Genomic DNA, 12,384 nt, shown 5'->3' on the forward strand with positions numbered 1-12,384 from the left:
GGGTGTTCGGCCTCTCCGGCGTCGTCCGGATGCGGGCGTTCTCCCTGCACAGTCGGCGGATCCCGCGGGTTGTGCACAGCCGCCGGGATTCCGCGGTCGGCGGGTCCGTTCGCCGATCTAGCGTCGTGGCATGCCAGATCCGTTCGTGCTCCGACCCCGCGGCGCGGCGCGCGCAGGCGTTGTCGCCCCCGCGCTGTCCGTCGATCCCGTCTTCGGCGCCCTGGCCGAGCACGTGCAGGACCCGCGGGCCACCGACATCTTCGTCAACGGGCCCGGCGGGCTCTTCGTCGACCGCGGCTCGGGGGCGGAGCGGATCGCCGGGTGGGAGGCGTCCGAGCGGGAGGTGCGCGACCTCGCCGTCGCCCTCGTCGGCGCGGGCGGCAGGCACCTCGACGACCAGTCGCCGTGCGTGGACGTGCGCCTGGAGGGCGGCATCCGCGTGCACGCCGTGCTCGCACCCGTCTCGGTGTCCGGCACGGCGCTGTCGATACGCGTGCCGCGCGTGCTCGGTGCCGACCTGGACGCGCTGGCGGCATCCGGCACCTTCTCCGCGCGGCAGGGGGAGTGGCTGCGCTCGCTCGTCGCGGAGCGCGCGAACATCCTCATCACCGGGGGCACCGGCACGGGCAAGACCACGCTGCTGACCGCCGTGCTGTCGGAAGTGGGCGAGCGGGAGCGCATCGTCACCATCGAGGACGTCGCGGAGCTGCGGCCGCGGCATCCGCATCACATCTCCCTCGAAGTACGACAGCCGAATCTGGAGGGCGCCGGGCGGATCACGCTCGCGATGCTGGTGCGCGAGTCACTGCGGATGCGGCCGGACCGTCTCGTCGTCGGCGAATGCCGCGGCGAGGAGGTGCGCGAACTGCTGACCGCGCTGAACACCGGGCACGACGGCGGCGCCGGCACGATGCACGCCAGCGGTCTGGCGGACGTGCCCGCCCGGCTGGAGGCGCTGGGGGCGCTCGCGGGGATGGACGCGATCGCGCTGGCGCGACAGGCGGTGAGCGCCTTCACGATCGTGCTGCACCTGGAGCGCGGCTCCGACGGCCGGCGGCGCCTCGCCCACGCGGGAAGGTTCACCGTCGACGGGGACCGGCTGGGGATCGTCGAGGTGGAGCCGTGGTGAGGCTGAGACGGCCCGTTCGACGGGATCCGGATGCGTCCGCGGCGGCGGCCGCCGTGCGGACCCTGGCGGTGCTGCTGCAGGCCGGTGCCAGGCCCATGACCGCGTGGCGTCATCTGGCCGACACCGGCGACCCCGTCGCCGTCCGGGTCGTGGACAGGTGCGCCGCCGGAGCGGAACTCGCGGGCGCGATCGATGCGGAGGGCGGGACGTGGTCGGACGTGGCGTCGGCCTGGGAGATCGCCACGATCGTGGGCGCGCCGCTCGCGGACGTGCTGCGCTCGCTCGCGGAGTCGCTGCAGGACGCGGCCTCCGCCGCCGACGACGTGCGCATCGCGCTCGCCGAGCCGGCCGGGACCGCACGGCTGCTGCTGTGGCTGCCGCTGGCCGGCCTGCTGCTGGGATTCGCGCTGGGATTCGACACGGTCGGCGTGCTGCTGACCAACCCGTTCGGCATCGTCTGCGCGGCGGCCGGCCTGGCGCTGGTGGGTCTGGCGAGGCTGTGGACCGCGCGCATGGTGCGCCGTGCCGCACCGGACCCGGGTACGCCCGGCATGCACGCCGAGCTCGTGGCCGTCGCGCTCTCCGGCGGAGCGGGGATCCCGCGGGCGCTGCGGCTGGTCGAGCACAGCACGGCCGAGTCCGTCGAGGGTCGGGCCGCCACGGATGCTGTGCTCGAGCTGTCCCGCAGCGCGGGTGTGCCCGCGGGGGCGCTGCTGCGCGCCGCGGCCGCGCAGCAGCGCCAGCAGGCGCGGGTGCAGGGCCGGGTCCGCGCGGCCCGGCTGTCCTCCGCACTGCTCCTGCCGCTGGGGGCGTGCACGCTGCCGGCCTTCCTGCTGCTGGGCGTGGCGCCCTTGATGCTCAGCGTGCTGGGCTCCACGCCGCTGCCGGTGTGACCCCGGCCCATCCGGGCGAGAGACGCCTCGGACGAGAGAGAGAAGGAATGACATGACGAACGACGAATTGCCCGAACTGACCCGGCGTCGCGCCGCCCGCCTGTTCACGGACGAGTCCGGAGCCGCGACCGCGGAGTACGCCATCACGACGATGGCGGCGGTGGCGTTCGCGGGGCTGCTGGTGGTGATCATGCGCAGTGATGAGGTGCGGGGCATCCTCACCGACCTCGTGCGGCGGGCGCTGACGGTGTCATGACCGGCGCGGTGCGGGGGAGGGGATCCGCCGCAGACCATGACGCCCGGGAGCGGGGCTCGGTCGTCGCGGAGCTCGCCATCGCGCTGCCGGCCGTGCTGCTGACGCTGCTGCTGGGCGTCGGAGCGCTGCACACCGCCGCCACCCAGGTGGCGCTGCAGGACGCCGCGGCCGACGCCGCGCGACTGCTGGGGCGCGGCGAGGGCGCCGATCGCGCCGCGGGCGTGGTGCGCGCGTCGGTCGACGGCGCCCGGATGTCGGCGAGCGATGCGGATGACCTGGTCTGCGTCACCGCGTCCGCGCGGGTCGGCGTCGGCAGGCTGATCAGCATCCCGCTGCGCATGCGCAGCTGTGCGCTGCGCGGTGGTCTGTGAATGCGCGGCCGGGCCACCACGACAGGAGGATCCTCGGCAGAAGGAGGGGAGCATGGCCGGCACCGCCTTGGCGGCAGGCGTGCTGACCGTCGCCGCCACGCTGTCGGTCGGGCTGGCGGGCGTCGGCGGCGCGGCGGTCACCGCTCAGCGCGCGGCGGGGGCGGCGGATGCGGCGGCGGTCGCCGCAGCGGATGCCGCATCCGGGGCGATCGTGACCGACGAGGACCCCTGCGTGCTGGCCGCCAGGGTCGCGTCCGCGTCGGGGACAGCGCTGACCGCCTGCACGGTCGAGGGGCTCACGGCGACCGTGCAGGTCGCGGCCCCCTTCGCGGGGCTGGTGGCGGCATCCCGTGCCAGGGCGGGTCCGCCCGGCGGATGACGCGATGGCTCGTATGCCGCCGGTGCGGCGCTGTTCCGCGTACTCTGGTCTGGTCGCCGCATCCCGTATCCGCTCCGGATGCACGAGGGCTGCCGGCGGCCCAGACCCCTCGTCTCCGCCTTCGGCACCGGCGGCATCGTGCCCGTGCGATGCTGTGCCCGCCCCAGAAGAGCGGTGTGTATGGTGTGCTTCGGAGAAAGGACGCACTCTTGGCACAAGGCAAGAAGCTCGTCATCGTCGAGTCCCCGACGAAGATGCGATCGATTCAGGGCTACCTCGGCGACGGCTACGAGGTGCTCAGCTCGGTCGGCCACATCCGCGACCTGGCCGACAAGCGCGACATCCCCGCCGCCGACAAGAAGGCCTACGGGAAGTACTCGATCGACGTCGACAACGACTTCGACCCCTACTACGTCGTCTCCGATCGCAAGGCCAAGACCGTCGCCGAGCTCAAGCGAGCGCTGAAGACCGCCGACGAGCTCCTGCTCGCCACCGATGAGGACCGCGAGGGCGAGGCCATCGCCTGGCACCTGCTGGAGACCCTCAAGCCCAAGGTGCCCGTCAAGCGCATGGTGTTCCACGAGATCACCAAGGACGCGATCCAGGCGGCCGTCGGGCGCACCCGCGACCTGGACCTCGCGCTCGTGGACGCGCAGGAGACGCGCCGCATCCTCGACCGGCTGTACGGCTGGGACGTCTCCCCGGTGCTGTGGTACAAGGTCAAGTCCGGCCTGTCGGCGGGGCGCGTGCAGTCCGCCGCCACACGCATGATCGTCGACCGCGAGCGCGAGCGGATGGCGTTCGTCTCCGCCGAGTACTGGGACGTCGAGGCGACCGCCTCCGGCCAGGGGCAGGGCTTCGGGGTGCGGCTCGTGCGCGTCGACGGCGGGCAGCTCGCCCGCGGCACCGACTTCGACGACACCGGGAAGCTCAAGAAGGCCGTCGTCGTGCTGTCCGAGGCGGAGGCGGCGGCCCTCGCCGCGGCCGTCGATGCATCCGGTGCGGCCACGGTCAGCAGGGTCGAGGCCAAGCCCGGCACGCGCAGCCCCTACGCCCCCTTCACCACCTCCACGATGCAGCAGGAGGCCGGTCGCAAGCTCTCGATGAGCGCCAAGCAGGCGATGAGCGTCGCCCAGCGCCTGTACGAGAAGGGGTACATCACCTATATGCGCACCGACTCGACGGCGCTGTCCACGCAGGCCGTCCAGGCCGCCCGCAGTCAGGCCGTCGCGCTGTACGGCGACGGCGCGGTGCCGCTCAAACCCCGCGTGTACAAGTCCAAGAGCAAGAACGCGCAGGAGGCGCACGAGGCCATCCGCCCCTCCGGAGAGACGTTCCGCACTCCGGCATCCGTCTCCTCCCAGCTGGACCGTGAGGAGAGCCGCCTCTACGAGCTGATCTGGAAGCGCACCGTCGCCAGCCAGATGTCGGATGCCAAGTACGAGACCACCACGGTCACCCTCGAGACGGAGGCCGACGGCAAGCGACTCGAGTTCACGGCATCCGGCACCGTGTACACCTTCAAGGGGTTCCTGGAGGCGTACGAGGAGGGACGCGACGAGAAGCGCAACGCGCAGGACTCGGCCGCGAACCAGTCGCTGCCCGCCGTCGCCGTCGGCGACGAGCTGGTGATGGCGGATGCCGAGGCCAAGGGCCATCGCACCACCCCCAAGCCCCGCTACACGGAGGCGTCGCTGGTCAAGGCGCTCGAGGAGCACGGCATCGGGCGTCCGTCCACGTTCGCGAGCATCATCGGCACCGTCCTCGATCGCGGCTACGCCACCAAGCGCGGGCAGGCGCTCGTGCCCACCTGGCTGGCGTTCAGCGTCGTGCGCCTGCTCGAGGAGCACTTCGCCGAGCTGATCGACTACGACTTCACGGCCGCCCTCGAGGACGACCTCGACGCCATCGCCCGCGGTGAGCAGAACCGCAACGAGTGGCTGCGCTCCTTCTACTTCGGCTCGGACGCGCACGTCGGGCTGCGGCAGATCGTCGACAACCTCGGCGAGATCGACGCCCGCGCCCTGAACTCCACACGCATCACCGACACCGTCACGCTGCGGTTCGGCAAATACGGCCCATATCTCGAGGTGATCGACCCGGCGAACCCGGACGCCAAGCCGAGGATCGTCAACGTGCCGGAGGATCTCGCCCCCGACGAGCTGACCGCGGCGAAGGCGCAGGAGCTCGTCGACGCACCGGTCGCGGGCGACCGCGTGCTGGGCGTGAACCCCGACAACGGCAAGGTCATCGTCGTCAAGGACGGCCGGTTCGGGCCCTACGTGCAGGAGAACGAGCCCGTCGCCGAGGACGCCGCGGTGGATGAGAGCACCGGCGAGGTCGTGGACGCCCCGCCCGCCAAGAAGAAGCGCACCAAGAAGGAGGCTGCGCCCAAGCCGCGTACGGCCTCGCTGTTCCGGTCCATGTCGGTGGACACCATCGACCTGGACACGGCGCTGTCGCTGCTCAGCCTGCCTCGTGTGGTGGGGCAGGACCCGGAGTCCGGTGAGGACATCACCGCGCAGAACGGTCGCTTCGGACCGTATCTGAAGAAGGGCACCGACTCCCGCTCGCTGGAGAACGAGGCGCAGATCTTCGAGATCACCCTCGAGAAGGCGCTGGAGCTGTACGCGCAGCCGAAGTACGGGGCGCGTCGAGCCAGCAGCGCGCTCAAGGAGTTCGACGCCGATCCCGTCAGCGGCAAGCCCATCCGCATCCGTGACGGGCGCTTCGGCGCGTACGTCACCGACGGCGAGACCAACGTCACGATCCCGCGCGGGCAGACCCCCGACGACATCACCTTCGAGATCGCCGTGCAGATGCTCGCCGACAAGCGGGCCAAGGGCCCTGCGCCCAAGCGCGGCCGGACCGCCGCGAAGAAGGCTCCCGCGAAGAAGACGGCGGCGAAGTCCTCCACCAAGGCACCGGCCAGGACGGATGCCGAGAAGGCGGCCGCACGATCCGCTGCGGCGAAGAAGGCCGCGGCCACGCGGGCGGCGAACGCGGCGGCGAAGAAGCAGACGGCGGGATCGTGAGCCCCGCACCGGGACTGTGGATCACCTTCGAGGGCGGTGACGGCTCGGGCAAGAGCACGCAGGCCGAGCGGCTGGCGCGATGGATCGGTGAGCGCGGGCGCACGGTGCTGCAGACCCGCGAGCCCGGCGGAACGGAGGTCGGCGGGCTGATCCGCCGGATCGTGCTGCATCATCGCGGTGACATCGCCCCGCGGGCGGAGGCACTGCTGTACGCCGCCGATCGCGCGCATCATGTGGCGACGCTCGTGCGTCCGGCGCTCGCGCGCGGCGAGGTCGTCATCCAGGACCGCTACCTGGACTCCTCGGTCGCCTACCAGGGGGCGGGCCGGGTGCTGGACGCCGCGCAGGTCCGCGACCTGTCGCTGTGGGCCGCGGAGGACGCGCTGCCCGACGTGACGGTGCTGCTGGACATCGACCCCGCCGACGCGCGCAGGCGGCTGGACGCCGCCGACAAGCCCTTCGACCGGCTCGAGGCCGAGCAGGCGGAGTTCCACGGCCGCGTGCGGGACGCGTACCTGCGGCTGGCGGAGGCGGAGCCGGAGCGCTTCCTCGTCGTGGACGCCGCGCAGGACCCGGATGACATCGCCGCCGTGATCCGCGCCCGCATCGCCGTCCATCTCTGACGGCACCCAGCCCTGCTCGGCGGGAGCACGGGGATGTCGGGTGCGCCGGTTAGGCTGGAGACCATGACCGCCGCCGGAATCGCCCCCTTACCGTGGAGCGAGGTGTGGGGTCAGGACGGCGCGGTGCAGACGCTGCAGCAGGCGGCATCCGACCCCGCTGCCCTCTCTCACGCGTGGCTCATCACCGGTCCGCCGGGTTCAGGACGCTCCACCCTGGCGTATGCGTTCGCCGCGGCGCTCATCGCCGAGCACCCGGACGACGAGAACACCATGCGGCAGGTCCTCGCCGGCACGCACCCGGATCTCACGGCGCTGCGCACCGACAAGATCATCATCACGATCAAGGAGGCGCGCGAACTCGTCGAGCGCTCCTACTTCGCCCCCTCCGCGGGGCGCTACCGAGTGATCGTCGTCGAGGACGCCGATCGCATGGTGGAACGCACCTCGAACGTGCTGCTGAAGGCGCTCGAGGAGCCGCCGGAGCGGACGATCTGGGTGCTGTGCGCCCCCAGCGAAGCCGACCTGCTTCCCACGATCCGCTCTCGAGTGCGCGCCCTGCGCCTGCGCGAGCCCGAGGTCGCCGACGTCGCACGCCTCATCACGCTGCGCACCGGAGCCGACCCCGCCACAGCCGAGCAGGCCGCCCGACACGCGCAGCGCCACATCGGCATGGCGCAGCGGCTCGCCACAGACGAGGGCGCCCGCCGCAGGCGGGAGGAGACCCTGCGCGCCGTGCTGAACGTGCGCGGCGTCGGCACGGCCGTCGAGGTGGCCGGGCGCATCATCCAGGCCGCGACCGACGACGCCAAGGCGCTCACCGCCGAGCGCGACGCCGCCGAGCGCGCCGCCCTGCTGCGCACCGTGGGCGTCGCCGAGGGGCAGGCGGTGCCGCCCGCGGTGCGCCCGCAGATCTCCGCGCTCGAGGACGACCAGCGCAAGCGCGCCTCGCGCAGCCTCCGCGACGGCATCGACCGGGTGCTCACCGACCTGCAGTCGATGTACCGCGATGTCGTGATGCTGCAGTTCGGCCGCACCGACGGCCTCATCAACAGCGAGCTGAGGGCCGAGCTCGACGCCCTCGCCGCCGCCTGGCCGGTCGAGCGCTCCCTCATCGCCCTCGACGCCATCGCCGACACCCGGGAGTCGCTGGAGCGCAACGTCTCGCCTCTGCTGGCAGCGGAGAGCCTCCTGGTGACCATCTCCAGCGGAAGGACCCCGTGACCGCACGCGCACGGCGCGCACTGCGCCGCCTCATGACCGCCCTGGCAGGCGTGGCCGTCGCGTCCGTCGCGCTCTCCGGATGCCTGTACGCGCAGATCCCCGAGCCCGCGCCCTCGGAAACCCGTTCGCCCGATGTCACCGGAGTGCCTGCCGAACTCCTGCCCTACTACTCCCAGCAGCCGGCTTGGACGGCCTGCGGAGCGGGCATGGACTGCACCGACATCACCGCCCCGCTGGACTGGGACGACCCGGGGAACGGTGACATCTCCCTCGCGATCGTTCGGCACCGCGCCTCCGGACAGGCGCAGGGATCCCTGCTGGTCAACCCCGGAGGGCCCGGCGGCAGTGGCTACGACTTCGTCGCCGACAGCCTCGGCTTCGCCGTCGGCGCGGCCCTGATCGAGAGGTTCGACGTGATCGGGTTCGACCCGCGCGGCGTCGGGCGCTCCACGGCGGTGTCCTGCCTGGATGCGACGTCCATGGACGACTACCTGTACGGTGTCGTGGACGAACCGCGCAACACGCCGCAGTGGGAGGCGGCGCTGACCGCACGGGATGCGAGCTTCGCCGACGCCTGCGAGGCCAACAGCCACGGCATCCTGCCGTACATCACCACCGTGAACTCCGCTCGCGACATGGACCTCATCCGGGGCGTGCTGGGGGACCGGACCCTGAACTATCTCGGATACTCCTACGGAACCTTCCTCGGCGCCACCTACGCCAAGCTGTACCCGGAGCGCGCGCAGCGGCTGGTGCTGGACGGGGCGATCGACCCGACCGTGTCCGGACTCGAGGTGGGTGTGACCCAGGCTGCGGGCTTCGAGTCGGCGCTGCGGGCGTACCTCGCCGACTGCCTGACCACGAGGGAGTGCCCCTTCAACGGCGCACTCGACGAGGCCCTCACCGACTTCCGCGCCCTGCTGGCGAGCGTGTCCCGCGCCCCGATGCGCAACGGCGACGGGCGCATGCTCACCGCCGACACCATGGTCACCGGTGTGATCGCCGCGCTGTACAGCGCCGACAGCTGGCCGTACCTCACGCAGGCGCTCACGGCCGTGCTCCAGGGCGATTCCTCGGTGATGTTCGCTCTCGCCGACTCCTACAACGCCCGCAATCCGGACGGCGGCTACGCCGACAACTCCGCCGAGGCGTTCCGGGCGTACAACTGCATGGACTATCCCGTCGAGGACGGTCAGGCCGAGCTCGACGCCGCCCAGGCGCAGCTCGAGGCGCACGCCCCGACCTTCGCCCCGTACTGGCAGGCACCGGACCCCTGCGAGGTCTGGCCGTACCCGCCGGTCGGCGTGCGCGAGGCGATCACGGCGCCCGGCTCGGGGCCGATCGTCGTGGTCGGCACCACGAACGACCCGGCCACGCCCTACGAGTGGTCGGCGTCGCTTGCGGATCAGCTCGAGGACGGCGTGCTGGTGACCCGTGTCGGTGAGGGCCACACGGGCTACAACAAGGGCAGCGGATGCGTGGACTCGGCCGTCGAGGGATTCCTCATCGACGGGACGGTGCCCCAGGACGGGCTGCGCTGCGAGTGAGGAGAGCGAGGGGTTCGCTCGGTTTCGCGGTGACAGCCTCGCCGTAGTAAGATCTTTGCCTGTGCCGCAGTGCGCTGCGCACGCCACCTTAGCTCAGTGGTAGAGCATCCCACTCGTAATGGGAAGGCCGTCAGTTCAATCCTGACAGGTGGCTCGGACAAGGGCCCGGGACGACGTCCCGGGCCCTTCGGCGTTCCCGTTGTCAGTCGCGCCGCGTACCCTCGAAGCATGAGCAGAGCACTTCTCATCGTCGACGTGCAGAACGACTTCACCGAGGGCGGGGCGCTGGCCGTCGCCGGTGGGGACGCGGTGGCATCCGGAGTGAGCGCCCTCCTCGCCGAGCGATCGGGCGACTACACGGTGATCATCGCCTCCCGCGACTGGCACGACCCCGTCGGCGACAACGGCGGGCACTTCTCCGCCGAGCCCGACTACGTGGACTCCTGGCCGGCGCACTGCGTGGCGGGCACCGAGGGGGCGGAGTACGACCCGCTGCTGGCGACGGATGCCATCACCCATCACGTCCGCAAGGGGCAGGGGATCCCTGCGTACTCCCTGTTCGAGGGCACCGCCGAGGACGGCCGCACCGTCGGTGGCATCCTCGCCGCGCACGGCATCACCGACGCGGACGTCGTGGGCATCGCCACCGACCACTGCGTGCGCGCATCGAGCCTGGACGCCATCGCGCACGGCGTGCACGTGCGCGTGCTCACCGACCTCGTCGCCGGCGTCGGAGCGGACAGCAGCGAGGCCGCGCTCGCCGAGCTCGTCCACGCCGGGGCGGAGCTCGTCGATGCCCGGCCGGAGGTCGGGCAGAGCCCGCACACGGCATCCGGCGCGTGACGATGCGGCGCTGCGCACTGCTGCTGCGGGCGGTCAACGTCTCCGGGCGCAACCGCGTCCCGATGGCCGAGCTGCGCACGCTGCTGGCCGAGCGGACCGCCCTGGAGCGCATCACCACGTACATCGCCAGCGGCAATGTGATCGCCGACGTGACCGGCGACCCGGCGGCGACGGCCGAGCAGGTGCGCGGACTGATCCGCGAGGCGTTCGACGTCGACACGCCCGTCATCGTCCGATCCCATGATGCGCTGGAGCGCGCTCTGGCGGAGAATCCGTTCCCGGACGTGCAGGTCGACTCCGCCCTGCACGTCATGTTCCTGGCCGGTGAGCCCGCGCCGGGTGCCACGGACGCGCTGCGCACGCGCCTGCGACCCGGCGAGCGGATCGCGCTCATCGGGCACGACCTGTGGATCGACTACGGCGACGGCGGCGTCGCCGGCACGAAACTGACCCGTGCGGTGCTGGACCGGGCGCTGGGCGTCGCCGGCACCGCCAGGAACCTCCTGACGCTGCGCAGGCTCGTCGAGCTCACGGCGTGAGGAGGCACGGGTCGCGTAGCCTGGGAGGGTGACCTCGCCGCTGCATCCCGCCACGATCGCGGCACCCGTCGAGCACGAGCTGGTGATCAGGAAATCCCGGTTCATCGCGCACGTCGCACCCGCGTCCTCCCCTGACGCGGCCGACGAGATCATCGCCCAGGTCAAGAAGCGGCACTGGGATGCCCGGCACAACTGCAGCGCGCAGGTGACCGGGCTCATCGGTGACCGGGCGCGGTCCTCGGATGACGGCGAGCCGTCCGGCACAGCGGGCACCCCCATGCTCGGGGTGCTGCGCAGACGTGAGCTGACCGACATCGTCGCCATCGTCACCCGCTACTTCGGCGGGATCAAACTGGGCGCAGGCGGTCTGGTGCGGGCATATTCCTCTGCGGTGTCGGAGGCGCTGGATCTGGCGGATCTCGTTGATCGGCGGTTGCTCGCTCAGGTGACGGTCGCCGTGCCGCATGCCGACGCCGGACGGTTCGACAGCGTGCTGCGGGACTGGACGCGCCGGCACGGCGCGGTGCTCGGCGAGCCGCAGTACGCGCAGCAGGCGGTGTTCGAGGTGTGGTCCCCGGCCGACGGCATCGAGCCGCTGAGCGCCGAGGTCGCGGCGGTCTCGGGCGGCTCGGTGACGGCGTCCGTCACCGGCGTGGAACGCGTGGTGGATGTGCCGCGCTGAGCCCACCGGGCGTCGGTGAGCGACGGCCCGGGAAGCAGGAGGAGAATCGGATCATGGATCTCGGACTTCGCGGGCGATTCGCCCTGGTCGCCGCATCGAGCGCCGGACTCGGGTACGCATGCGCTTCGGCCCTCGCGCGGGACGGCGCCGTCGTCGTGCTCAACGGCAGGGACGAGGCCGCACTGCAGCAGGCGGCGCAGCGCCTCCGCGACGAGACGGGCGCCGACGTGCGGACCGTCGCGGGGGACGTCGCGGACCCGGCCGTCCAGCAGGACCTCGTCGACGCCGTGCCCCAGGTCGACATCCTCGTGAACAACAACGGCGGCCCGCCGTTCCGCGATTTCCGCGAGGTGGACCGGGACGCGCTGCTCGCGGGCGTCACGGCGAACATGGCGGCGCCCGTCGAACTCGTCCAGCGCGTCATCGACGGCATGATCGAGCGACGGTTCGGGCGGATCGTGAGCATCACCTCGTTCTCCGTGAAGATGCCGATCGCGGGGCTCGACCTCTCCAGCGGGGCGCGGGCGGGCCTGACCGGGTTCCTCGCCGGTGTCGCGAGAGACGTGGCGTCGGCGAATGTGACGATCAACTTCATGATGCCCGGCTACTTCGCCACCGACCGGCTGCGGTCCCTGCATGCGAGGGAGGCGGCCGAGCGAGGCGTTCCGGTCGAGACCGTTGCGGCCGAGGGTGCCGGACGGGTGCCCGCGGGGCGCTTCGGCGACCCTGATGAGTTCGGCGCGGCCTGCGCGTTCCTCTGCTCGCAGCACGCCGGGTACATCACCGGTCAGAGCCTGCTCATCGACGGCGGGGCGTACCCCGGCATCCTCTGACCCGGGCGTCCACCGGGCTTCCGCATGTCGGAG

The 12,384-nt window shown here is 72.0% G+C and carries 13 protein-coding genes and 1 tRNA gene; all 14 read left to right on the forward strand.

Going from position 1 to position 12,384, the window contains the following annotated elements; translation table 11 throughout:
* Positions 1-130 precede the first annotated feature (130 nt).
* The 14 genes from ABD770_RS09650 (at position 131) to ABD770_RS09715 (ending at position 12,351) form a co-directional block, all read left to right on the forward strand.
* On the forward strand, positions 131-1,129 hold the full coding sequence (locus ABD770_RS09650) for a TadA family conjugal transfer-associated ATPase (RefSeq protein ID WP_344819342.1): 999 nt from the start codon (positions 131-133) through the stop codon (positions 1,127-1,129).
* Positions 1,126-2,022 (forward strand): type II secretion system F family protein, encoded by an 897-nt coding sequence (locus ABD770_RS09655; RefSeq protein WP_344819343.1) that lies wholly within the window; start codon positions 1,126-1,128, stop codon positions 2,020-2,022. Before ABD770_RS09650 ends, ABD770_RS09655 begins: the two co-directional genes overlap by 4 nt.
* A gap of 52 nt (positions 2,023-2,074) precedes the next feature.
* Positions 2,075-2,278, forward strand: coding sequence for a DUF4244 domain-containing protein (locus ABD770_RS09660; RefSeq protein WP_344819344.1), 204 nt, complete (start codon positions 2,075-2,077; stop codon positions 2,276-2,278).
* A complete protein-coding gene (locus tag ABD770_RS09665; protein ID WP_344819345.1) occupies positions 2,275-2,649 on the forward strand; it encodes a TadE family type IV pilus minor pilin in 375 nt (124 codons plus the stop codon). Before ABD770_RS09660 ends, ABD770_RS09665 begins: the two co-directional genes overlap by 4 nt.
* Before the next feature lie 52 nt (positions 2,650-2,701).
* Positions 2,702-3,028, forward strand: coding sequence for a helicase (locus ABD770_RS09670; protein ID WP_344819346.1), 327 nt, complete (start codon positions 2,702-2,704; stop codon positions 3,026-3,028).
* Positions 3,029-3,237: 209 nt separating this feature from the next.
* A complete protein-coding gene (topA, locus tag ABD770_RS09675) occupies positions 3,238-6,063 on the forward strand; it encodes a type I DNA topoisomerase (protein WP_344819347.1) in 2,826 nt (941 codons plus the stop codon).
* On the forward strand, positions 6,060-6,686 hold the full coding sequence (gene tmk, locus ABD770_RS09680) for a dTMP kinase (protein ID WP_344819348.1): 627 nt from the start codon (positions 6,060-6,062) through the stop codon (positions 6,684-6,686). Before topA ends, tmk begins: the two co-directional genes overlap by 4 nt.
* Positions 6,687-6,749: 63 nt before the next feature.
* A complete protein-coding gene (locus tag ABD770_RS09685) occupies positions 6,750-7,907 on the forward strand; it encodes a DNA polymerase III subunit delta' (RefSeq protein ID WP_344819349.1) in 1,158 nt (385 codons plus the stop codon).
* Between the two features lie 32 nt (positions 7,908-7,939).
* Positions 7,940-9,454: an alpha/beta hydrolase gene (locus tag ABD770_RS09690; protein ID WP_344819901.1), complete on the forward strand. Its 1,515-nt coding sequence runs from the start codon at positions 7,940-7,942 to the stop codon at positions 9,452-9,454.
* 82 nt (positions 9,455-9,536) lie between these two features.
* Positions 9,537-9,608 (forward strand) — tRNA-Thr (locus tag ABD770_RS09695).
* Positions 9,609-9,682: 74 nt separating this feature from the next.
* Positions 9,683-10,297, forward strand: coding sequence for an isochorismatase family protein (locus ABD770_RS09700; RefSeq protein ID WP_344819350.1), 615 nt, complete (start codon positions 9,683-9,685; stop codon positions 10,295-10,297).
* A 2-nt stretch (positions 10,298-10,299) separates the two neighbouring features.
* Positions 10,300-10,836: a DUF1697 domain-containing protein gene (locus tag ABD770_RS09705; protein ID WP_344819903.1), complete on the forward strand. Its 537-nt coding sequence runs from the start codon at positions 10,300-10,302 to the stop codon at positions 10,834-10,836.
* Positions 10,837-10,864: 28 nt separating this feature from the next.
* Complete coding sequence (locus tag ABD770_RS09710) at positions 10,865-11,518, forward strand: IMPACT family protein (protein ID WP_344819351.1); 654 nt, start codon at positions 10,865-10,867, stop codon at positions 11,516-11,518.
* A gap of 53 nt (positions 11,519-11,571) precedes the next feature.
* The gene (locus ABD770_RS09715; protein WP_344819352.1) at positions 11,572-12,351 is read left to right on the forward strand and encodes an SDR family oxidoreductase; all 780 of its coding nucleotides are present in this window, start codon (positions 11,572-11,574) and stop codon (positions 12,349-12,351) included.
* The last annotated feature ends 33 nt before the right edge of the window (positions 12,352-12,384 follow it).

The sequence above is a fragment of the Microbacterium soli genome, from assembly GCF_039539005.1.
Taxonomy (GTDB): Bacteria; Actinomycetota; Actinomycetes; order Actinomycetales; family Microbacteriaceae; genus Microbacterium; species Microbacterium soli.